15 protein-coding genes are annotated in these 22,773 nt (G+C 61.7%); 13 read left to right on the top strand and 2 right to left on the bottom strand.

From position 1 onward, the window contains the following. Positions 1-187 precede the first annotated feature (187 nt). Positions 188-1,462 (top strand): malic enzyme-like NAD(P)-binding protein, encoded by a 1,275-nt coding sequence (locus L1073_RS09550; RefSeq protein ID WP_246898777.1) that lies wholly within the window; start codon positions 188-190, stop codon positions 1,460-1,462. 91 nt (positions 1,463-1,553) lie between these two features. On the opposite strand, the gene L1073_RS09545 is transcribed toward L1073_RS09550, so the two are convergent. Both L1073_RS09545 and L1073_RS09540 read right to left on the bottom strand, forming a co-directional pair. Beyond that, positions 1,554-2,321, bottom strand: a complete 768-nt coding sequence (locus L1073_RS09545) for a DUF481 domain-containing protein (protein ID WP_246898775.1) — start codon at positions 2,319-2,321, stop codon at positions 1,554-1,556. Positions 2,322-2,413: 92 nt separating this feature from the next. Continuing rightward, the gene (locus tag L1073_RS09540) at positions 2,414-4,933 is read right to left on the bottom strand and encodes a penicillin-binding protein 1A (protein ID WP_246898774.1); all 2,520 of its coding nucleotides are present in this window, start codon (positions 4,931-4,933) and stop codon (positions 2,414-2,416) included. Between the two features lie 280 nt (positions 4,934-5,213). Between L1073_RS09540 and pilM the strand changes: the two genes are divergently transcribed. From pilM to eno, 12 genes are all read left to right on the top strand, one after another. Then, positions 5,214-6,284: a type IV pilus assembly protein PilM gene (gene pilM / locus L1073_RS09535; RefSeq protein ID WP_246898773.1), complete on the top strand. Its 1,071-nt coding sequence runs from the start codon at positions 5,214-5,216 to the stop codon at positions 6,282-6,284. After that, positions 6,281-6,847 (top strand): PilN domain-containing protein, encoded by a 567-nt coding sequence (locus tag L1073_RS09530; RefSeq protein WP_246898771.1) that lies wholly within the window; start codon positions 6,281-6,283, stop codon positions 6,845-6,847. The genes pilM and L1073_RS09530 overlap by 4 nt, the downstream gene beginning before the upstream one ends. Further along, positions 6,844-7,482, top strand: a complete 639-nt coding sequence (locus tag L1073_RS09525; protein ID WP_246898769.1) for a type IV pilus inner membrane component PilO — start codon at positions 6,844-6,846, stop codon at positions 7,480-7,482. Before L1073_RS09530 ends, L1073_RS09525 begins: the two co-directional genes overlap by 4 nt. Further along, positions 7,472-8,035: a pilus assembly protein PilP gene (locus L1073_RS09520; protein WP_246898768.1), complete on the top strand. Its 564-nt coding sequence runs from the start codon at positions 7,472-7,474 to the stop codon at positions 8,033-8,035. Before L1073_RS09525 ends, L1073_RS09520 begins: the two co-directional genes overlap by 11 nt. 30 nt (positions 8,036-8,065) lie before the next feature. Continuing rightward, positions 8,066-10,075, top strand: a complete 2,010-nt coding sequence (locus L1073_RS09515; protein ID WP_246898767.1) for a type IV pilus secretin PilQ — start codon at positions 8,066-8,068, stop codon at positions 10,073-10,075. Then, positions 10,075-10,617: a shikimate kinase AroK gene (aroK, locus tag L1073_RS09510; RefSeq protein WP_246898765.1), complete on the top strand. Its 543-nt coding sequence runs from the start codon at positions 10,075-10,077 to the stop codon at positions 10,615-10,617. Before L1073_RS09515 ends, aroK begins: the two co-directional genes overlap by 1 nt. A 2-nt stretch (positions 10,618-10,619) precedes the next feature. Then, on the top strand, positions 10,620-11,732 hold the full coding sequence (aroB, locus tag L1073_RS09505) for a 3-dehydroquinate synthase (RefSeq protein ID WP_246898763.1): 1,113 nt from the start codon (positions 10,620-10,622) through the stop codon (positions 11,730-11,732). A gap of 449 nt (positions 11,733-12,181) precedes the next feature. Then, positions 12,182-16,633: a glutamate synthase large subunit gene (gene gltB / locus L1073_RS09500; protein WP_246898761.1), complete on the top strand. Its 4,452-nt coding sequence runs from the start codon at positions 12,182-12,184 to the stop codon at positions 16,631-16,633. Between the two features lie 189 nt (positions 16,634-16,822). After that, positions 16,823-18,241, top strand: coding sequence for an FAD-dependent oxidoreductase (locus tag L1073_RS09495; protein ID WP_246898760.1), 1,419 nt, complete (start codon positions 16,823-16,825; stop codon positions 18,239-18,241). A gap of 273 nt (positions 18,242-18,514) precedes the next feature. Beyond that, positions 18,515-20,170, top strand: coding sequence for a CTP synthase (gene pyrG / locus L1073_RS09490; protein WP_246898758.1), 1,656 nt, complete (start codon positions 18,515-18,517; stop codon positions 20,168-20,170). 9 nt (positions 20,171-20,179) lie between these two features. After that, entirely contained in the window at positions 20,180-21,031 is an 852-nt protein-coding gene (gene kdsA / locus L1073_RS09485) for a 3-deoxy-8-phosphooctulonate synthase (protein ID WP_246898756.1), read from the top strand. Positions 21,032-21,150: 119 nt separating this feature from the next. Then, complete coding sequence (gene eno, locus L1073_RS09480) at positions 21,151-22,446, top strand: phosphopyruvate hydratase (protein WP_246898755.1); 1,296 nt, start codon at positions 21,151-21,153, stop codon at positions 22,444-22,446. The last annotated feature ends 327 nt before the right edge of the window (positions 22,447-22,773 follow it).

The following is a 22,773-nucleotide window of genomic DNA, read 5'->3' as shown; positions in this document are numbered from 1 at the left end:
ACGAGGCTCCGATAAGGTTTGTTTTATGCTTGGTTTGCCAGGCATAAGTTTCAATAAATAGCTGGTAATTGCTTCAAACGGTCGCTTAAAAGTCTTTAATTTTGCGAACTTGGCATAAGTTGTTTGGTGGAATTTTTTTCTATATTCTGATGGTCATGCCTCCATGCAGACGATTGGAAAAAAGCTCATGAGTGACGAAAAAAGACAGGCAGCGCTGGATTATCACGCCAAGCCGATTCCCGGCAAGCTATCCGTCGAATTGACCAAGCCCACCGAGACATCGAAACATCTATCCATGGCGTATAGTCCCGGCGTTGCCGAGCCGTGTCGCGAGATCGCCAAGGACGTGGAAAACGCCTATCTGTATACCGGCAAGGGCAATCTGGTGGCCGTGGTCTCCGACGGTAGCGCGATCCTCGGCCTGGGCAATCTTGGCCCCTTGGCCAGCAAGCCGGTCATGGAAGGCAAGGGCGTGCTGTTCAAGCGCTTCGCGGGCATCAATTCCGTGGACATCGAGGTCGATGCCGAGAGTCCTCAGGCCTTCATCGATACCGTGGCCCGCATCGCGGATACCTGGGGTGGCATCAATCTCGAGGATATTAAAGCGCCGGAGTGCTTCGAGATCGAGCAGGCGTTGATCGAGCAATGCAATATTCCGGTCTTCCACGATGACCAGCATGGCACGGCCATCGTCACGGCTGCGGGACTGCTCAACGCCCTGGATATCGCCGGCAAGCGCCTGGAAGACGCCAAGATCGTCTGCCTGGGCGCGGGCGCCGCGGCCATCGCTTGCATGAAGCTGCTGGTCTCGTGTGGCGCGCCCGCCGAGAACATCTTCATGCTCGATCGCAAGGGTGTTGTGCACAGCGAGCGTGACGATCTCAACCAGTACAAGGCGATGTTCGCCACCCAGACCTCGCGGCGTACGCTGGATGATGCCATCGAGGGGGCCGATGTCTTCGTGGGGTTGTCCGGTCCCAATCTGCTCAAGCCCGAGCAGCTCGAGCGCATGGCGGCGAGCCCGGTGGTCTTTGCTTGCTCCAATCCCGATCCCGAAATTCATCCGGACGTCGCCAACGCGACCCGCGACGACGTGATCGTGGCCACCGGGCGTTCCGACTATCCCAACCAGGTCAATAACGTGCTGGGCTTTCCCTTCATCTTCCGTGGCGCGCTGGACGTTCGCGCTACGCGTATCAATGAAGAAATGAAAGTGGCGGCCGTGCATGCCCTCAAGGATTTGGCGCGTGAGCCGGTGACCCATGAGGTGCTGGATGGCTATGGTATCGAGTCACTGGAGTTTGGACGCGGTTATATCATTCCCACGCCGCTGGACTCGCGGCTGCTCGACAGGGTCGCCTCAGCGGTAGCGCAAGCCGCAGTCGATAGCGGTGTGGCGCGCAAGCCCTATCCGGCATATTATCCGCTGACCAGCATCAAGGACGTTTACGGACCGCTATAGTCGTGTTCCGAACAGACTCAATGATATCGAAGGGCCGCTCTTGGAGCGGCCTTTTGTGCCTTTTGTGGTTGTGGGGCGGGGCTAGTCGGCGTCACCAGCTATAGAGCAGTGACATTGAGGTAGTGCGGTCGGTGTTGGCTTCCGCGTTGTCCGGTGGATCCGTATTGTTCTTGACCTCAAACGACATCTTGAGCGCCAGGTGCGAATTGAGTTGGGAGGTCAACGACGAAATCGAGCGCGTCGTGGTGTTGGGCTCGGCCGCTTCGACAGAAACTGCCTGCTCGAAGTAGGCGCCTTCCGAGATATTCCAGCGATAGTCGAGTGCAGCATAGGCCAAGCCGAGGTCATCTTCCTTGCCGTCCTGGTAGGCATCGTGACGATAGCCGGGGCCGAATTCCGTGGACAGTGTGTGCGTCGCCCCGTCGAGCCACTGACGGCCATAGCCACCGATGGTGGTGAACTGGTAGTCGTAACCGCTAAAGCGGTCCTTTTCCCAGCGTCCGAAACCGAACAGATAGTGGGGGCCTTCCAGCTCATAACGCTCGCGGCCGCCCAGCAGGTACTGCTCGGTACTGGTTTCATCGTTTTCCTGAACGCTGCGCGTCTCGCCGCGCAGCGTATGTGTATGGCGACCCGTCAGCCAGGTGAGACGCCCCTTGGCGAGCAGCGTCCGGCTGTTGCTGTTCCCGGAGAGGCGCGTATAGCCGAGTTCGGCCTCGCCACTCATCTCGGGGGCATCGTCCTGTGGTGCGGGCGGTGCGTAGAATAAATCGGCGTGCACCGGGAGTGCGCCGCAGAGCAGCATGACGAGCGCTACTGATAATAACAATGACCATCGCGAACCTCGCGACACGAGCATGGTGGACTCCCTTTCAAAAACGGTTCTCGATCAGTGGTGTGGGAGCTGGCGCGCTCATGGGGTGGCCATCGGGGCCACCCATGGGGAGTCGACTAGAAAATGGCATCGTAAGTACCGGTGCCTTGGGAGCCGCTGCTATCCTCGAGTTCGGGCTGGATCGAGCGCGGCTTGTAGTCGGGTAAATTGTCCTTGCGGAAGATTTCCTGCATGCCGCCCGATTGATCGTTGTGCAGGCGCAGCCCGGTCTCGGGGTCGATGCGGACCTTGACGATATCGTCGGGGCGCGAGGGCATACTTTCAGGCTGGCCTTGAAGCGCCTGCCCCATGAACGACTTCCAGATCGGCAAGGCAGCTTGCGAGCCATATTCACCGGTCGTGGAATTGTCATCCTTGCCGACCCAGACGGTGGCCACCAGGTCGTCGTTGAAGCCGGAGAACCAGGCGTCGCGTTGATCGTTGGTGGTGCCGGTCTTGCCGACGATATCGGGACGGTCGAGATCCAGTGCGCCGCGTCCCGTGCCCTTCTCGATGACGTCACGCATCATGTCACGGATGATATACATTTCCTCGGGACTGGCGGCACGCTCGGCGATACGGCGCGTTTCGCCGTCGAGCACCACGGTTTTCTGGTCGGGATCACACTCTCGGCATGCCACCACGGGATTGGCCTCCTCGACCAATTCGTTCTTGCTGCCATGGGTGACCGACTGGATATACCACGGCACGACCTTGAAGCCGCCATTGGCCAGCACGGCATAAGCATTGGCCATTTCCAGCGGTGTCAGTGATGCGCTGCCCAGCGCGAGCGATAGGCCATGCGGCAGCCGGTCCTTGGCGAAGCCGAAGTTCGTCAGGAATTCCAGCGTGTTATCCAAGCCTAGCGACTGTAGCACGCGAATCGTGACCAGGTTGCGCGACTGGTAGAGGCCGACACGCAAGCGCGTAGGGCCGCGGAATTCGCCTTCGGCATTTTCAGGGCGCCAGTCGCCGCCGACATCGGACATGACCACCGGGGCATCGTTGATGACCGTGGCGGCGTTCATCCCGTTGTGCAGCGCGGCGAGATAGATGAAGGGCTTGAAGATCGACCCGGCCTGGCGTTGCGCCTGGATAGCACGATTGAACTTGCTAGACGAGAAGCTGAAACCACCTTGCAGGCCGCGAATGGCGCCGGTTTGCGGATCCATGATGACGATTGCCGACTGGGCGCCTGGCACCTGAGAGAGGCGCCAGTCGCCGTCGTCGGTGCGCATGACACGAATCAGGTCGCCACGCTGAGCGATGGCCTCGGCGTTGGCGGGTGTCTCGCCGCGCCACTCGGCGCTGTGATACGTGCGCGCCCAGTCGAGTCCATCCCAGTCGAGCGTTACGACGCCATCGTCACGCGTCAGGACGCGCATCTGGCGATTCTCGGTTTCCACGACGATACCCGGCTCGAGCGGGCCATGCCGGGGAGTGCGGTCGAGCACCTTGACCCAGTTGCTGACATCCCCGTCGATTCCTTCGACCGATTCCTCGCTGCTTTTGGCGGCCTGGCGTGCGGTTTCCATGACCTCGGGCGATTCGGACAGCTCTTCCTCGAGCCCTTGGGAATCCGTACGCTCCTGGGCTTCCACCAGGCTGGAGGGGATTTCGGTTTCCTCGGCCCCACGCCAGCCATGACGGGTGTCGTAATCGATGAGCCCGTTGACCAGCGCATCGCGCGCGGAGGCCTGCAGGCGGCTGTCGATAGTCGTCTGGATCTGGTAGTTATCGGTGTAGGCGTCGTCGCCGAAACGTTCCACGGCATACTGGCGCGCCATCTCGGCGACATACGGCGCATTGACCTCATACTGCGAGCGTGGCCGATGCGCAGTGATCGGCGCCTTGACGGCGGCCTGGTACTGAATGGGGTCGATAGAGCCGAGTTCGCGCATGCGCAGCAATACCCAGTTGCGGCGAATCAACGAGCGCTCGGGATTGTTCAGCGGGTTGAGCGCCGAAGGTGCCTTGGGCAGGCCAGCGAGCATGGCCAGTTGCGGTAAATCGAGCTCCGCAAGGGGTTTATCGTAGTAGCTTTCGGCGGCCGCTCCGATGCCGTAGGCGGCATTCCCGAGATAGATCTTGTTGACGTACAGCTCAAGGATTTCCTGCTTGTCGAGCACTTGCTCCATTTGCAGCGACAGCAGGATCTCGCGAATCTTGCGCGTAAATGTTTGATCCAGCGTCAACAGATAGTTACGCGCCACCTGCATGGTGATGGTGCTGCCCCCCGACTGGATGTTGCCGCTGGTGGCAAGCTCCATCGCTGCGCGTGCAAGCCCCTTGGGGTCGATGCCGGGATGCTCGAAGAAACTGGCATCTTCGGCAGCCAGCAGGGCGTCGATGTAGGATTGGGGGATGTCATCGTAGCCGACCGGCATGCGGCGCTGATCGCCGAACTCGCCGATCAGCTTGTCGTCACGCGTGTAAACGCGTAGCGGTGTTTGCAGTTCGAAGTTCTGCAATTGGCGAACATCGGGCAAGCCCGGAGCGAAATAGATACCGGCGCCAATGGTGGCCAGTACGCAGCCCAGCCCCAAAGACACTATCAGCCATAGGATGGACGTTAACAAGCGTTTGAAAAGCTTCATGAAAAGGCGTTTTCCGTCGTCTCGGGTGGCGGTCTGGCCGCAATGAATGGTGCAATCCGTTGCTGTCGCCATTATAAGAACGCAGCCGCATAGGGGCTAGCGTTGATGCGAATCGACTGTCACGGCAGTATGCATAATGTAACCTTACGCAATGTGGCGTGCCTCACACGATAGTGTGGCATGCTGATAATAAAGCGGCTTGCCTTGGCACAGGGGCAGCGGGTTGGCTCGCCGAAGATAATACCGAGCGCCACGCCACGCCGAAGAATATCGCAGGGGTATGACAGTGTGGCGGTTTAAAAAGTCCCAACAAGGCCTGGTAGGGGTGGATATTACCTCAGCCACCGTCAAATTGATCGAGCTCGATCATACGGGGGCGGGCCAGCGTATTTCCAGCTATGCGGTGCGTCCATTGCGTGAAGGCGCGGTGGTAGAGCGGCGCATCCGCGATCTCGACGAGGTGGCCGCAACGTTGACGCGTGCGGTCGAGCATGCGCGTCCGCATTCACGGCGCGCGGTGGCGGCGGTGCCTGCCAGTGCCACGATCACCAAGACGCTGACCTACCCGGTGACGCTCAGCGACGACGAAATCGAGGCCCGTATTCAGCTCGAGTCCGAGCGCCATATCCCGTTTCCGCTCAATGAAGTGGCCTTCGATTTCCAGCGCCTGGGGCTCAACGCCCGCTATCCCGATCAACAAGATGTCTTGCTGGTGGCATGTCGACTGCAGGACGTCGACCATCTTGCCGACGTTCTTCGCCGTGCCGGCCTCGAGCCGGCCGCCGTCGATGTGGAATCCTTCGCCATGGAGCGTGCGGCCAGCGAGCTGCTGCGTGACGAGACGCCGTCCGATCAGGCGGGAGACTGTGCTGCGCTGGTCGACATCGGCGCCAACATGAACGCCTTCCATGTGCTCATCGATGGGCGCATCGCCTATACCCGCGACAACGTATTGGGCGGTCGACACTTGACCGAGGAGATCCGCAAGCGCTATGGCCTGAGCCTCGAAGAGGCGGGGCTGGCCAAGAAACGCGGTGGTTTGCCTGAAGACTACGAGCATGAGGTGGTAATGCCGTTCATCGACATGCTGATTCAGCAAATCGGCCGCTCGTTGCAGCTTTATTACACCTCGGGCAAGCCCCGTGATATCCAGCGTCTGATTCTGGCGGGTGGCTCGAGTGTCATTCCGGGGTTGCGTGAACGGCTCGCGGCGCAAAGCGGGCTGGAAGTGGTGATGGCCAACCCTTTCAAGCGCATGCGGGTGGCGTCACGCGTCGACGTGCAGGCGCTCGCCAGCGATGCACCGGCGATGCTCACTGCATGTGGCCTGGCGATGAGGGGGCGGCGATGAGTATCGAAATCAATCTGTTGCCGTGGCGAGAGGCGCACCGTCAGCGGCGTACGCAGCGCTTTTATATGGCCCTCGTGGGCGTATCGGTGTTGGCGCTGCTGTGTGCCCTGGGTGTATCGCGCTGGTATCAGGCGGGAATTGATGCCGAGCGTGGCCGCCTGGCCCTGATCGAGCGCCGCATGGAGGCACTCGAAAAGGACATCGATACGGTCAAGGACTATCGCCAATTGCGAGGGCGGATGCTCGAACAGATCGGCCTGATCCGCGAGCTGCAATTCAGCCGTCCGCAGACGGTACGCATCTTCGATCAGTTGGCGGCGACGCTGGCCGACGGCGTGCATTACGACCGCCTGGTGCGGGAGGGAGATCAACTCGAGCTCAAGGGGCTGGCGCGCTCCAATCGGCGTGTGTCGGAGCAGTTGCGGCAACTGGCTGCCTCGCCAGATTTCGGTACGCCAGCGCTTTCCGACGTGCAGTCGGGCGACGACGCTGCGGCGGTGAAGCGTTTCAACCTCAGTGTCGAGGCGCGTACGCCTCGCCGTGATGCCGAGGAGGCGCCATGAGTCTGCGCTCACAGTGGCGACAGTTGCGCGAGGTCGAGTGGCGCGACCTGGACCTCAAGGAAGCCGGTACGTGGCCGGCGTTGCTGCAGGCGCTGTGCCTGGTGGCGCTATTCCTGGCCGTCTTCTGGGTGGCCCAGTGGTACTTTGCCGCGCCGCGCCAGGAAACCCTCGACAGCTTGCAGGGACGCGAGGGCGAACTGCTCCAGGAATACGAAACCCGTGCTTACCAGGCGGCCAATCTCGAGCAGATGCGCATGCAGATGGCGGAGCTCGACACGCGCATGCAGGCATTGCTGAAAATGCTGCCCACCGGCACAGAGATCCCGGCGCTGCTGGATGACATCAGCGATGCGGCGCAGGATCATCGGCTCGCCATCGAATCGATCCGGCTGCGCTCGCCGGTGCCACAAGACTTCTACATCGAGCAGCCCTTCGATATCCAGGTGCGGGGCGGCTATCACGACATTGCTGCCTTCCTGGCCAGCGTGGCGGCATTGCCGCGTATCGTCACCTTACATGACTTCTCGCTGTCGCCGGTGGACGGTGGCGATACGCTGCGTCTGTCGATATTGGCGCGTACTTATAGTTATCGCGAAGACGCCGACCCCAAGGTCGAGGGGCGTGATGATGACTGAATGGCTGATGATCCCCCGGTGGTGGCGTGTCCTGCTCGCGGGGCTGGTCGGGATGGTGTTGCTGAGCGGTTGTCGCGATGCAGAGATGACTGCTTTGGACGCGCACCTGGATACTCTGCGCCAGCGACCGGAGGGCAGCATCGAGTCGCTTCCTCCCGCGCCGGTGTATCCCACGGCGGATTATTCCCAGGCCCAGCAGCGCAGCCCGTTCAGTGCCGAGCGCCGCACGCAGGAAGGCGTCGCAGCCTCGTCGCAGGGTGACGGCCCCGATCGTCAGCGTCCGCGTGAGCCCCTGGAGCGCTTTCCGCTGGAACAACTCGAGCTAGTGGGAACCTTGACGGTGGGCGGGCAGCCATCGGCCTTGATTCGTGCGCCCGATGGCAATGTCTACCGTCTTTTCGAAGGTCACTATCTGGGGACCGATTTCGGACGTGTCACCGTGATTCATGACGCTGGCGTCGAGCTGGTCGAGCGAGTGCGCGATGGCGGCGGTGCTTGGCGTCAGCGGCAACGCACTCTGGAATTCAACGATTCATCGCAAGCTGCCGAGTGATGGCGGTACGAACAAGTATTGGAGAACCACATGATGCGAACGCTGCGCGACTGGCTGATGGGCGGGCTCTGTCTCGTGGGGCTGGTCGTCTGTGCCCAGGGGCAGGCGGCGACGTTGACGTCGCTCGAGTTTGCCCAGCGCGGAGATGGCGGAATCGATGCGTTGCTGGCATTCGATGGTCCGGCGCCCGAGCCGCATAGCTACCGGAGCGACTCGCCGGCGCAGCTCGTCGTCGACCTGCCGGCAACGCAAAACCAGCTCGAGCAGCGCCGCTTCGGTATCGATCGCGCTGGGTTGCGCGAGGTCAGCGTGGCCGAGACGGGCGAGCGCACACGTCTGGTGTTCGGTCTCGACGAGCCCTTGTCCTATTCGACCCAGCGTCAGGGGCAGCGTCTTCGTGTGCGTCTGGGCGGGGATGCCGCTGAGCGCTCCACCGCATTGACGCGCATCCGCGATCTCGATTTCCGGCGTGGCGATAACGGCGGTGGGCGCTTGGTGGTGACGCTCGACCACGGTGGCGTGACGCCTGAAACGGATGCCGAAGGCGACACCTTGAAGGTCACGTTGCCCGGTGTGCGGCTGCCTAAGGAGTTGAACAGTATTCTCGACGTCAGCGATTTCGATGCGCCGGTGTCGCGCATCGTGCCACAGTCCGACGCGGACGGCGTGACATTGACGCTCGACAATCGCGAGGCCTTTCAGCACCTGGTCACGCAGCGCGGCGATCAACTGATCGTGGAGGTGCAGCCGCGTGCTGATGATGCGCGTGCGTTAGAGGGCGACACGCAGGAATATGACGGCGAGCCGGTGAGCCTCAATTTTCAGAATATTCAAGTACGCGAAGTGCTGTCGGTGCTTTCCGACTTCAGCGGGATCAATATCGTCGCCAGCGATAGCGTTCAGGGCAGTGTGACGCTCAATCTCAAGCAGGTGCCGTGGGATCAGGCGCTCGATCTGATTCTCAAGAGTCATGGTCTGGCGAGTCGTCGCGAGGGCGATGTGATCGTGGTCGCGCCCGCCGATGAGCTGGCACAGATGGAGCGCCAGACGCTGGAAAATCGTGTCCAGTCTCAACAATTGGCGCCGCTCAGGACCGAGTACGTGCAGGTGCGTTACGCCAAGGCCACTGATCTCGCCACGATGCTGCGTGGCAGCGAAGGGTTTGGTCTGCTCTCCGAGCGTGGCCGCGTGACGGTCGATGAGCGGACCAATACATTGCTGGTGCGTGACACGCCCGATCAACTGGCGGGGATCCGTGACATGCTCGACAAGCTCGATGTGCCGGTGCGTCAGGTGCAGATCGAGGCACGCATCGTCATCGCCCGTGATACTGCCTCCCAGGAGTTGGGGGTCAACTGGGGCGTCTCGCAACGCCAGGGGGTTACCTTCGACGAAGATGGCGTGGGTAGCGTGGTCGATCGCAACCCCAGTGGTGCCAATCGCGGCTCCGCCGGTCTGTCCGTCGATCTGGGTGATAGCGATGGCAGCGGCTCGGCATTCAGCTTCGGTTATCTTTCTGGCGACGTGTTGCTCGACCTGGAATTGCGTGCCCTGGAAAGTGAGGGCAAGAGCCAGACCATTTCCCAGCCCAAGATCATCACTGCCAACCAGAAAAAGGCGGTAATCAAGCAAGGCCAGGAAATCCCCTACCAAGAGTCGACGTCCTCCGGGGCGACCAATGTGGAATTCAAGGAAGCCGTGCTGTCGCTCGAGGCCACGCCGCAGATCACCCCCGACGGCAGCATCGTCATGGATTTGCTGATCAACAACGATACCGTCTCTGATAGCAGCTACGATGGCGCGCCGGCGATCGATACCAATTCCATCGAGACCCAGGTGCTGGTGAATGATGGCGAGACCGTGGTGCTGGGCGGCATACTGACGTCTGAGCAATTGCGCAATCTCTACAAGACGCCGCTGCTTGGCGATTTACCGCTCATCGGGTCGTTGTTCCGCTATACCCAGGAATCCAACGAAAAGGTAGAATTGTTGATCTTCATTACCCCCAAGATCATCGGAGACGAACAGGCGAATCGCTGATGCAGGATCTGCCCACGATCATCCTCGTCGGCCCCATGGGCGCGGGGAAAAGCACCATCGGACGCCTGCTGGCAGCCGAGTTGAAGCGCGAGTTTTTCGATAGCGATCACGAAATCGAAGCGCGCTGCGGTGCCAATATTGCCTGGATTTTCGATGTCGAGGGCGAGCGTGGCTTTCGTGATCGTGAAACCCACATGCTGCGGGAGCTGGCCGGGCGCGAGGCTATCGTCCTTGCTACTGGCGGCGGTGCGGTGATGCGTGAGGATAACCGCCAGGCGCTGCGCGAGCGTGGCACGGTGGTGTATCTGGCGACCTCGGTCGAACAGCAGATTCGGCGTACGGCCCGTGATCGTAACCGCCCTCTGTTGCGTCAAGGCAATCCCGAGCAGGTGCTGCGCGATCTGTTCGCCAAGCGTGACCCGCTTTACCGCGCCACCGCCGACTTGACGGTCCGCACCGACCGGCGTGGCCCCAGGGCGGTGGTCAACGAGATCATTCGTCGCACCAAGCGTTTGTCCGATCCACTCGACCTCAAGGCTTGATCATGACCGCTTCGTCCGCATTGCCGTATCAACGTCTGCATGTCGAACTCGACGCCCGGCGCTATCCCATCCATGTCGGCCCGGGGCTGCTCGATGAGCCGAACCTGCTGGTGCCCTACCTGGCCGGGCGTCAGGTGATGATCGTCACCAACGAGACCGTGGCGCCGCTTTATCTCGAGCGCCTCAAGCGCACGCTGAGCGGTGACGACCGCGACGTGCGCGAGGTAATCCTGCCCGATGGCGAGCACACCAAGACTCTGGCCAGTGTCGAGCGCATTTGGGACGCGCTGCTGGCGGCGGGGTTCAATCGGCGTTGCACGCTGGTGGCGCTTGGTGGCGGAGTGATCGGCGACATGGCAGGCTTCGCCGCGGCGTGCTATCAGCGCGGCGTGGCCTTCGTGCAGGTGCCCACCACCTTGCTGTCGCAGGTGGATTCCTCGGTGGGCGGCAAGACCGGCGTCAATCATCCGCGCGGCAAGAACATGATCGGCGCCTTCTGGCAGCCGCGCGCGGTGTTGATCGACACCGATACGCTGGCCACGTTGCCGGCCCGTGAGCTCTCCGCAGGACTTGCCGAGGTCATCAAGTACGGCCTGATACAGGATGCCGACTTCCTCGCCTGGCTGGAGGCGCGCATGCCGGCGCTGCGCGGGCTCGATGTCGAGGCGCTCACCGAGGCCATCCTCAGAAGCTGTGCCATCAAGGCGGAGATCGTCGCCCGCGACGAGACCGAACAGGGTCAGCGGGCGCTGCTCAACCTGGGGCATACCTTCGGGCACGCGATCGAAGCGCATCAGGGGTATGGCAACTGGCTGCACGGCGAGGCCGTGGGCGCGGGCATGTTGATGGCCGCCACGCTGTCGCAGCGTCTTGGCTGGCTTGCCGCCGACGACATGGCGCGTGTCGAGACGCTGGTGGCGGATACCGGCCTGCCGGTGACGGCACCTGCTGCGATGAGTGCCGGTGACTTTCTCGCCACCATGCGCCTGGACAAGAAGAACATCGACGACCGCTTACGCCTGGTGCTGTTGTCCAGCCTGGGCGAGGCGTGCGTCTACGACGACACCCCGTCGGATATGCTCGAGTCGCTGCTCGTCGACTTCCCCCGCGCCTGACGCGCGTGTCTCTCCCTTGATCGACGCGTGACGCCTGCCTCTTCGGCAGGCGTTTTGCGTCGCCCCGCCCGTGTTTGTGCAACGACGGTTTTCACGCGACAATATGCCTGTATCGGCATGCCTCATGCAGGATCGGCATGAGCTGGAGCGATAATCTAGACTAAAGTCGCATGTTTCGAGATTTGTGCGTTCCAGCTTGCTAACGCGTTGACATGTCAGGGGTTTTAGCCAAATTATGCGGCTAACCCCGCGATTTTGCGCGGCTTTGAGGCAGAGAGGCGGGTCGTGGAATTGCTTGAGCAGGGGCCAGGGGCTATGCTGGTTGGCCTTTTTCACGTCCGATGCGTCATCGAATGACGAGCTTTTCACACCTTAAAAATAAAAGATAACCGAAAAGCATAACACGATTATTTCTGGACACAAGTTTTCAAAAATTGTGAGGCACGCCCATGATGAGAGGCCTTCACCAGCCTGGCGAGTTCCGTGACAACTGCGGTTTCGGCTTGATCGCCCACATGGAAGGGCAGGCGAGTCATGACCTGCTCAAGACCGCGATCGAATCCCTGACTTGCATGACCCACCGCGGCGGCATCGCCGCCGACGGCAAGACCGGCGATGGCTGCGGTCTGCTATTCAAGATGCCCAGCGACTTCATGCGTGCCGTGGCCAGCGAGGAGCTGGGCGTCACGCTGGGCGAACGCTTCGCTGTGGGCAGTCTGTTTCTGCCCGATGACGATGCCCGCGAGACGCATGCGCGAGAGGTACTCGAGGCGCAACTGACGGCGCGTGGTCTGCGTGTCAGCGGCTGGCGCGAGGTGCCCACCGATGCGTCGGTGTGTGGCCCCATGGCGTTGGAGTGCCTGCCGCGCATTCGTCAGATCTTCGTCGAGGCCGATGGCGAGTGCGACACCCAGGCGTTCAATGTCGACCTGTTCATGGCGCGGCGCTATGCCGAGCAAGCGCTCAAGGATGAAGACGACTTCTATATCTGCTCGTTGTCCACCGAGGTGGTGTCCTACAAGGGCCTGATGATGCCTGCGGATTTGCCCACCTTTTATCGGGATCTGGGCGATGAGCGGCTGCATACGGCGATCTGCGTCTTCCATCAGCGCTTTTCCACCAATACTGCACCGCGCTGGCCGCTGGCGCAGCCTTTCCGATTCCTGGCGCATAACGGTGAGATCAACACGGTCGAAGCCAATCGCGGCTGGGCCAACGCGCGCAAGGAAAACTTTCTCTCGCCGTTGCTGCCGGAAATCACCGAACTCGACGAGATCGTCAATACGTCGGGTTCCGACTCCTCGAGCATGGACAACATGCTCGAGGTGTTGCTGACCGGCGGGATGGATCTCTACAACGCCATTCGCATGATGGTGCCGCCGGCCTGGCAGAACGTCGAGACGATGGATGGTGATCTACGCGCCTTCTACGAGTACAACTCCATGCACATGGAGCCGTGGGATGGCCCCGCCGGTCTGGTGATGACCGATGGCCGTCATGCGGTGTGCATGCTCGACCGTAACGGGCTGCGTCCCGCGCGCTGGGTGATCACCGAGAACGGCTATATCACCCTGTCCTCCGAGATCGGCGTCTACGACTATAAGCCCGAGGACGTCATTGCCAAGGGCCGCGTGGGGCCGGGGCAGATCCTCGCCGTGGACACCCATACCGGCGAAGTGCTGCACACGCCGGATGTCGACGAACGTCTGCGCTCGGCGTACCCATACCGGCGCTGGTTGAAGCAGCATGCGCATTATCTGGAGTCCGCGCTGACCGAGCTGGCGCGTTTTCAGCCCATGGCCGGCGACAAGCTCAACGTTTACCAGAAGATGTTCCAGGTAACGTTCGAAGAGCGCGATCAGTTGCTGCGTCCGCTGGCCGAGGGCGGCCAGGAGGCGGTGGGCTCGATGGGCGACGACACGCCGATGGCGGTGCTGTCGCGTCATGGACGCTTGCTGACCGATTACTTCCGGCAGAAGTTCGCGCAGGTCACCAACCCGGCCATCGATCCGCTGCGCGAAGCGATCGTGATGTCGCTGGAAACCTGCTGCGGCGCCGAGTTGAACGTCTTCGAGGCGACCCCCGAACACGCGCACCGCCTGATCCTGACCACGCCGGTGCTATCGCCGCGCAAGTTCACTGCATTGATTAATCAGGAGGATCCGGCGTTCGCCAGCCATAAGCTGAGCCTGAGTTACGACCCTGAGCGCGATACGCTCAAGCAGGCGCTGCTCGGCCTGTGTCAACGGGCCGAGGACGCAATTCGCGAGGGTAAGGTGATCCTGGTGCTTTCGGACGCCGATCTGGAACGCGGCAAGTTGCCGATTCATGCCGTGCTGGCGGTGGGAGCGATCCACCATTACCTGGGCCGCAAGGCCTTGCGGCCGCGCGTCAACCTGGTGGTCGAGACCGGCTATGCCCGCGACGCCCATCAGATGGCGGTATTGTTCGGCGTGGGGGCTACGGCGGTGTATCCGTATCTGGCCTACCAGGTCATGGCCGACATGCACAATACTGGCGAGTTGACCGGCAACCCGGCGGACGCCCGTGAAAATTACCGCAAGGGCCTGCAGAAGGGGCTCTACAAGATACTCTCCAAGATGGGTATCTCGACGTTGGCCTCCTATCGCGGTTCGCAGCTGTTCGAGGCGGTGGGGCTATCCTCCGAGGTCATGGAGATGTGCTTCACCGGCATGGCGTCGCGTATCGAAGGTGCCGGCTTCGCCGAGCTGCAACTCCAGCAGGAACTGCTGGCCCGTGATGCCTGGATCCCGCGCAAGGGAATTCGTCAGGGCGGTCTGGTGAAGTACGTGCACGATCATGAATACCACGCCTACAACCCGGACGTGGTCATGCAGTTGCAGAGCGCGGTGCAAAGCGGCGACTACGCCAAGTGGAAGCAGTTCGCACAGACCGTCAATGAGCGCTCGGTGGCGACCCTCCGCGACCTTCTGACGCTCAAGCCGGCGCCCGAACCGTTGCCGCTCGATGAGATCGAACCTGTCGAGAACCTGCTGCCGCGCTTCGACAGTGCCGGGATGTCGCTGGGCGCGTTGTCACCCGAGGCTCATGAGGCGATGGCGCAAGCCATGAACGAGACCGGCGGGCGTTCCAACTCCGGCGAAGGCGGCGAGGACCCGGCGCGCTACGGGACCATTCGTAGCTCCAAGATCAAACAGATCGCTTCCGGGCGCTTCGGCGTGACGCCGGCCTATCTGGTCAACGCCGAGGTGCTGCAGATCAAGGTCGCGCAGGGCGCCAAGCCCGGTGAGGGCGGCCAGTTGCCCGGCGGCAAGGTCAACGAACTGATCGCTCGGCTACGTTACGCGGTGCCTGGGGTGACGCTGATTTCGCCGCCGCCGCACCACGACATCTATTCCATCGAGGATCTGGCGCAACTGATCTTCGACTTGAAGCAGGTCAATCCGCAGGCCCAGGTCTCGGTCAAGCTGGTCTCCGAGCCGGGCATCGGCACCATCGCCACCGGCGTGGCCAAGGCCTACGCCGATTTGATCACCGTTTCCGGCTACGACGGCGGCACGGCGGCGAGTCCGCTGACCTCGATCAAGCATGCCGGCAGCCCGTGGGAACTGGGCCTGCCCGAGGTGCATCAGGCGCTGCGCATCAATGGCCTGCGCGACAAGATTCGCCTGCAGACCGATGGCGGCCTGAAGACCGGCCTCGACGTGATCAAGGCGGCGATTCTCGGCGCCGAGAGCTTCGGTTTCGGCACCGCGCCGATGGTGGCGCTGGGGTGCAAATACCTGCGTATCTGCCACCTCAACAACTGCGCCACCGGCGTTGCCACTCAGCACCAGCATCTGCGCGACGAGCATTTCCGCGGCACCGTGGACATGGTCAAGCACTACTTTCGCTTCATCGCCGAGGAAGTCCGCGAGCTGATGGCACTGCTCGGCGTGCGTCAGTTGCCCGACCTGATCGGGCGCACCGATCTGCTCGAGATCCTCGAGGGCGAGACGGCGTCCCAGCGCAAGCTCGATTTGATGCCGTTGTTGCAGAACGATCATGTCCCCAAGGACGCGCCGCAGTTCTGCCAGATCGGTCGCAACGAGCCGCACGATCCAGGCGCCAAGAACCAGGAAATGCTGGACGCCTTGTTGCCGGCCATCGAGGCCAAATCGGGTGGTGAGTTCCACTTCCAGATCACCAACTGCGACCGCAGTGTGGGGGCTCGGGTGTCCGGTGAGATCGCCAAGCGCTATGGCGAGAGTGGGCTTGAAGACGCGCCGATCGTCGCGCGTTTCACCGGCGTGGCGGGGCAGAGCTTCGGAGTGTGGAACGCCCGTGGCCTGCAACTCTATCTCGAAGGTGATGCCAACGATTACGTCGGCAAGAGCATGAACGGCGGCAAGGTGGTCATCGTGCCGCCTCGCGAGAGCCGCTTCGAAAGCCACAAGACAGCGATCATCGGCAACACTTGTCTATACGGCGCGACTGGCGGCAGGCTGTTCGCGGCGGGCACGGCGGGCGAACGCTTCGCGGTGCGCAACTCCGGTGTGCATGCGGTCATCGAGGGTGCCGGCGATCACTGCTGCGAATACATGACCGGGGGTCTGGTCGCCGTGCTCGGCGAGACCGGCATCAACTTCGGGGCGGGCATGACCGGCGGGTTCGCGTATGTACTCGATGAAGATCGCACCTTTGTCGACAAATACAACCACGAACTGGTCGAGATCCATCGCATCAATACCGAGGTCATGGAAGCCTACCGGCGCCACCTGCGGGAGATGCTCGAGGAATACGTCGCCGAAACCGGCTCCGCGCGGGGCCAGGCGATCCTTGAGGACTTCTCCGACTTCATCCGCCATTTCTGGTTGGTGAAACCCAAGGCGGCGAATCTCAACGGTCTGCTGGCCCAGTCCCGGCGTCAGCCGGAATAAGAGTCGGCGTCAGCCGGAATAGGCATCGGCGTCAGCCGGAATAGGCATCGGCGTTAGCCGGAATAAGAGCTGGCGTCAGCCGGATTAAAAGCCGTTGGCGGCCAGAATAAGCGCCGTTGGTGGCCGGAGTCAGAGCCGTCGGCGGCCCGAGTAGCGCTTGCTGCTCGCTGAATACCAGGAGAGACGACCATGGCAAACCGTCTGAATAACGATTTCCAGTTCATCGATGTCGGTCGGCAGGATCCGCAGAAGAAGGAAGCGCGCGCCCGAGCGCGCGAGTTCGCCGAGATCTACGAGCCTTACAAGCCCAGCGAGGCGGCCAGCCAGGCGCATCGCTGTCTGGATTGCGGCAATCCGTATTGCGAGTGGAAGTGCCCGGTCCACAATTACATTCCCAACTGGTTGAAGCTGGTCAGTGAGGGCAACATCCTCGAGGCGGCGGAGATGTCTCACCGCACCAATTCGCTACCCGAGGTGTGCGGTCGTGTGTGCCCGCAGGACCGCCTCTGCGAGGGTGACTGCACGCTGAACGATGGCTTCGGCGCGGTGACTATCGGCTCGGTGGAGAAGTACATCACCGATACGGCTTTCGCCATGGGCTGGCGCCCGGACATGTCCAAGGTCGATTGGACCGACAAGCGTGTAGCGGTGATCGGTGCCGGCCCGGCGGGATTGGGCTGTGCCGATATTCTGGTGCGTAACGGCGTCAAACCGGTGGTGTTCGACAAGCACCCCGAAATCGGCGGGCTACTGACCTTCGGCATTCCCGAGTTCAAGCTCGAGAAGAATGTCATGAAGCGGCGCCGTGCGGTGTTCGAAGAGATGGGGATCGAGTTCCGCCTGGGCGTGGAAATTGGCGGCGATGTGTCCCATGAGGCACTGCTCGACGAGTTCGATGCCGTGTTCATGGGCATGGGCACCTACAAGTACATGGAAGGCGGCTTTCCTGGCGAGGATCTGCCCGGGGTCCACAAGGCGCTGGATTTCCTGGTCGCCAACGTCAATCACTGCCTGGGCTTCGAGAAGGATCCTGACGATTACGTGTCGCTCGAAGGTAAGTGCGTCGTGGTGCTGGGCGGCGGCGATACGGCGATGGACTGCAACCGCACCTCGATCCGTCAGGGGGCGGCGAGTGTGACCTGCGCTTATCGTCGCGATGAGGACAATATGCCGGGATCGCGCAAGGAGGTGGCCAATGCCCGCGAAGAGGGCGTGGAATTCCTGTTCAATCGTCAGCCGGTGGCCATCGTCGGCGAGGACAAGGTCGAAGGCGTCAAGCTGGTGCGCACGCGTCTCGGTGAGCCGGATGCCAATGGGCGTCAGCGTCCCGAGGTGGTGCCGGGCTCGGAAGAAGTGTTCGCCGCCGACGCGGTGATCATTGCCTTCGGCTTCCAGCCCAACCCCGCCGAGTGGTTCGACACGGTGGGCATCGATCTTGACGAGCGCGGTCGTGTCAAGGCGCCGGCACAGGGTGGCTTCGCCTTCCAGACCAGCCATGAAAAGATCTTCGCCGGTGGCGACATGGTGCGTGGCTCCGACCTGGTGGTCACCGCCGTCTATGAAGGCCGTCAGGCCGGTGAAGGCATTCTCGACTACCTCGGCGTATAAGCTACGAGCAACGCGCTTCGGGCTACGAGCAAGACGCTTCGCAGGTGTTACGGGCTACGAATCATACTTCTGCCCGAAGCCCGAAGCCCGAAGCCCGAAGCCCGAAGCCCGAAGCCCGAAGCCCGAAGCCCGAAGCCCGAAGCCCGAAGCCCGAAGCCCGAAGCCCGAAGCCCGAAGCTCAAATTGAGCGTTGTGGGCGAATCTGCTATTCTGGCGTCCCATCCAGGCCCGGTTTTCTCCACGGCCTTCAGATCACGTTTCGACAGGTTTTCCATGACGCGATATATCTTCGTGACCGGTGGTGTTGTGTCCTCACTCGGCAAGGGCATCGCCTCCGCCTCCCTCGCGGCGATCCTCGAGGCGCGCGGCCTCAAGGTCACCATCCTCAAGCTGGATCCGTACATCAATGTCGACCCTGGCACGATGAGCCCGTTCCAGCACGGCGAGGTGTTCGTCACCGAAGATGGCGCCGAGACCGATCTCGATCTGGGACATTACGAGCGGTTCATCCGTACCAAGATGACCCAGAGCAACAACTTCACCACCGGGCGCGTTTACGAAAGCGTGCTGCGCAAGGAGCGCCGCGGCGATTATCTAGGTGGGACCGTGCAGGTGATTCCGCATATCACCGACGAGATCAAGCGCCGCGTGTATGAAGGCGGCGAGGGATTCGATGTCGCGCTGGTGGAAATCGGTGGCACGGTGGGGGATATCGAATCGCTGCCGTTTCTCGAGGCGACACGTCAGATCCGTAGCGAGAGGGGCGCCAGCCAGGCACTCTTCATGCATCTTACGCTGGTGCCCTACATCAAGACGGCTGGCGAGACCAAGACCAAGCCGACCCAGCACAGCGTCAAGGAACTGCGCTCCATCGGCATCCAGCCGGATATCCTCATCTGTCGTAGCGAAGTCGAGCTCGAGGAGAGCGAGCGGCGCAAGATCGCGCTGTTCACCAACGTCGAGGAGCGCGCGGTGGTGCCGTTGCAGGATGCCGATACCATCTATCGCATCCCGCTGATGCTGCACGAGCATGGCCTGGACGAGATCATCTGCGACAAGCTGCGCCTTGAGGCCGACGAGGTCGATCTTGGCGAATGGGTGCATGTTCTGGATGCCAAGCTGAATCCGCTGAAGTCGGTCAACATCGCCATGGTCGGCAAGTACATGGAGTTGCTCGACGCCTACAAGTCGCTCAACGAGGCGTTGATCCATGCCGGCATTCAGGGGCGGGTCAAGGTCAACATCGACTATATCGACTCCGAAGACATCGAGCGTCACGGTACCGAGCGTCTCGCCGGCAAGGATGCCATTCTGGTCCCCGGTGGCTTCGGCGAGCGTGGCGTGGAAGGCAAGATCGCTACCGCCCGTTATGCCCGCGAGAACAAGGTGCCGTATCTGGGCATCTGTCTGGGCATGCAGGTAGCGGTCATCGAATATGCGCGCCATGTCGCGGGTTGGGCGGATGCCAACTCCACCGAATTCACCCACGACACGCAGCACCCGGTGGTGGGGCTGATTACCGAATGGGTCAATCCCCAGGGCAAGATCGAGCTGCGCGATGCGGCGTCCGACCTGGGTGGCACCATGCGGCTCGGCGGCCAGGTGTGCCACCTCACGCCGGGAACCCGAGCGCACGCGGCCTATGGCCTGGAAGACATCACCGAACGCCATCGTCATCGCTTCGAGGTCAACAACCAGTTCGTCGAGGCGCTGGAAGACGCCGGCCTGGTGATTTCCGGCAAGAGCGCCGACCATTCCCTGGTAGAGATGATCGAACTGCCCGATCACCCCTGGTACGTGGCGTGCCAGTTCCACCCGGAATTCACTTCCACGCCGCGCGATGGGCATCCGCTGTTCTCCGGCTTCATCAACGCCGCGCTGGAGTACAAGGCCGCGGTCGCACGGGCGCGTGCACAACAGCAGAACTGAGGAAGCGCTATGGCCGAGACATCCAAACACATCGAGTTTGCCGGCCTGAGGGCCGGCAATTCATTGCCGCTGACGCTGTTTGGCGGCATGAACGTGCTCGAGTCCCGCGAGATGGCCCTGGAAGTCGCCGAGGCGTATGTCGAGGTGACGCAGCGCCTGGGCATTCCCTATGTGTTCAAGTCGAGTTTCGACAAGGCCAATCGCAGCTCGATTCACTCGTATCGCGGCCCGGGCCTGGAAAAGGGCCTCGAGTGGCTTGACGAGATCAAGTCGCGCTTTGGCGTGCCGGTGATTACTGACGTTCACGAACCCTGGCAGGCCAAGCCGGTGGCCGAAGTGGCGGATGTCATTCAGTTGCCGGCCTTCCTGGCCCGCCAGACTGATCTGGTGGTGGCGTTAGCCGAGACCGGTGCGGCGATCAACATCAAGAAGCCGCAGTTCATCGCCCCGCATGAGATGCGTCATATCATTCGCAAATGCGAGGAAGCCGGCAATTCGCGGCTGATACTCTGCGAGCGCGGCTCCAGCTTCGGCTACAACAATCTGGTGGTCGATATGCTGGGCTTGGGTGAAATGAAGAAGACGGGCTATCCGGTGTTCTTCGATGTCACGCATGCGCTGCAGCAACCGGGTGGCCGCGCCGATAGCGCCGACGGGCGTCGTGCGCAAGTCGCCGAGCTGGCGCGTGCGGGCGTCGCGGTAGGACTGGCGGGGCTGTTCCTTGAGGCGCATCCCGACCCCGACAACGCCAAGTGCGATGGCCCCTGCGCCTTGCCTTTGAACCGCCTCGAGGGCTTCTTGAGCCAACTCAAGTCGATCGACGATATGGTCAAGGGGTTTGCCCCCCTGGAAATCGACTGAGACACCGACGCATGCGATAGTCGAGTACACGACGAGCGGAGCCGCCCGTAGCGGTCAACGCGACCGCTACCCTCTCGATATGCTGAAACGACCCATCGTTAACACGAGGATGACTCGCAATGGCTGAGATCAAAGATATCCACGCCCTCGAGGTGCTGGACTCCCGCGGCAACCCGACCGTTCAGGCCGATGTCGTGCTGGCGAGTGGCGTGCGTGGCACGGCCTGCGCGCCGAGTGGCGCCTCCACCGGCTCGCGCGAGGCGCTTGAGCTGCGCGACGGCGATGCCGCGCGCTATCTGGGCAAGGGCGTGCTCAAGGCGGTCGAAGCCGTCAACGGCAAGATTCGCGACGCCCTGCTAGGCAAGGATGCGCTCGATCAGCGCGGTCTGGATAACGCCATGCTCGAACTGGATGGCACCGACAACAAGGGCAGCCTCGGCGCCAACGCCATCCTCGCCGTGTCGCTCGCCGCGGCCAAGGCGGCCGCCATCGAGAAGGGCGTGCCCCTCTACGCGCACATCGCCGAGCTGTACGGCCAGCCGGGCCAGTTCCGCATGCCGGTGCCGATGATGAATATCCTCAATGGCGGTGAGCATGCCGACAACAACGTCGACATTCAGGAATTCATGATCCAGCCGGTGGGCGCGCCTGACTTCCGTGAAGCATTGCGCATGGGCGCCGAGATCTTCCATACCCTGAAGAAAGTGCTCGCCGCACGCGGTCTGTCGACCTCGGTGGGCGACGAGGGCGGTTTCGCTCCCGACCTGGCCTCCAACGCCGAGGCGTTGGCGGTGATCCAGGAGGCCGTGGAAAAGGCCGGCTACACCTTGGGCAAGGACGTGACACTGGCGCTGGACTGCGCCTCCTCGGAGTTCTACCAGGACGGTCAGTACAACCTCTCGGGCGAGGGCAAGTCCTACGACGCGGCAGGCTTCGTCGACTATCTCGCCGCGCTGTGCGATCAGTACCCGATCGTCTCCATCGAGGATGGTATGGACGAGTCCGACTGGGCTGGCTGGAAAGCCTTGACCGACAAGCTGGGCGACAAGATTCAGCTGGTGGGCGACGATCTGTTCGTCACCAACACGCGGATTCTGAAGCGTGGCATCGACGAGCGCATCGGCAACTCCATCCTCATCAAGTTCAACCAGATCGGTTCGCTTTCCGAGACGCTGGATGCCATCAAGATGGCGCAGGACGCCGGCTTCACGGCGGTTATCTCGCACCGCAGCGGCGAGACCGAGGACACCACCATCGCCGACCTGGCCGTGGGTACATCCGCCGGCCAGATCAAGACCGGCTCGCTGTGCCGCAGCGACCGCGTGGCCAAGTACAACCGCTTGCTGGTCATCGAGCAAGCCTTGGAGGGCAAGGCTATCTATCCGGGCCTGGCCGCGATCAAGGGCCAGGGCTGACGTCGAGCGCAAAGCGCACGTCTATGACGTCTCGGTTGTAGCACCCACGGCGGCCTTCAGGGCCGCCGTGGGTGTTTTTGGGTAAGCATTATCTCCATTCTTTGTAAGAGATTTCCTACAAAAAGTGCCATCGATGTGTGATAAATCGCGATAATCGACGTGATAGATACACTTTTTAATGGTTTATCTTTATGTTTTTAAAGGAAGATTTTGGTTTTTCCGGTGTCTGTCTGCTAAAAGTCGAGGAGCAGAGGACCCGCTTGTCGTGATGAGAAGGTTTGGCAACAATACGTGGCACAGGATGAGCAAAGGCATTGCTTACCTGGA

Source organism: Chromohalobacter nigrandesensis (assembly GCF_023061285.1).
Classification (GTDB): Bacteria; Pseudomonadota; Gammaproteobacteria; order Pseudomonadales; family Halomonadaceae; genus Chromohalobacter; species Chromohalobacter nigrandesensis.
This window is presented reverse-complemented; position numbering and strand designations above follow the sequence as displayed.

Bases quoted from the DNA above. Each gene is read 5' to 3' on its own strand.
- L1073_RS09550 (WP_246898777.1), top strand. From the start codon at position 188: ATGAGTGACGAAAAAAGACAGGCAGCGCTGGATTATCACGCCAAGCCG.
- L1073_RS09545 (WP_246898775.1), bottom strand. From the start codon at position 2,321: ATGCTCGTGTCGCGAGGTTCGCGATGGTCATTGTTATTATCAGTAGCG.
- L1073_RS09540 (WP_246898774.1), bottom strand. From the start codon at position 4,933: ATGAAGCTTTTCAAACGCTTGTTAACGTCCATCCTATGGCTGATAGTG.
- pilM (WP_246898773.1), top strand. From the start codon at position 5,214: ATGACAGTGTGGCGGTTTAAAAAGTCCCAACAAGGCCTGGTAGGGGTG.
- L1073_RS09530 (WP_246898771.1), top strand. From the start codon at position 6,281: ATGAGTATCGAAATCAATCTGTTGCCGTGGCGAGAGGCGCACCGTCAG.
- L1073_RS09525 (WP_246898769.1), top strand. From the start codon at position 6,844: ATGAGTCTGCGCTCACAGTGGCGACAGTTGCGCGAGGTCGAGTGGCGC.
- L1073_RS09520 (WP_246898768.1), top strand. From the start codon at position 7,472: ATGATGACTGAATGGCTGATGATCCCCCGGTGGTGGCGTGTCCTGCTC.
- L1073_RS09515 (WP_246898767.1), top strand. From the start codon at position 8,066: ATGATGCGAACGCTGCGCGACTGGCTGATGGGCGGGCTCTGTCTCGTG.
- aroK (WP_246898765.1), top strand. From the start codon at position 10,075: ATGCAGGATCTGCCCACGATCATCCTCGTCGGCCCCATGGGCGCGGGG.
- aroB (WP_246898763.1), top strand. From the start codon at position 10,620: ATGACCGCTTCGTCCGCATTGCCGTATCAACGTCTGCATGTCGAACTC.
- gltB (WP_246898761.1), top strand. From the start codon at position 12,182: ATGATGAGAGGCCTTCACCAGCCTGGCGAGTTCCGTGACAACTGCGGT.
- L1073_RS09495 (WP_246898760.1), top strand. From the start codon at position 16,823: ATGGCAAACCGTCTGAATAACGATTTCCAGTTCATCGATGTCGGTCGG.
- pyrG (WP_246898758.1), top strand. From the start codon at position 18,515: ATGACGCGATATATCTTCGTGACCGGTGGTGTTGTGTCCTCACTCGGC.
- kdsA (WP_246898756.1), top strand. From the start codon at position 20,180: ATGGCCGAGACATCCAAACACATCGAGTTTGCCGGCCTGAGGGCCGGC.
- eno (WP_246898755.1), top strand. From the start codon at position 21,151: ATGGCTGAGATCAAAGATATCCACGCCCTCGAGGTGCTGGACTCCCGC.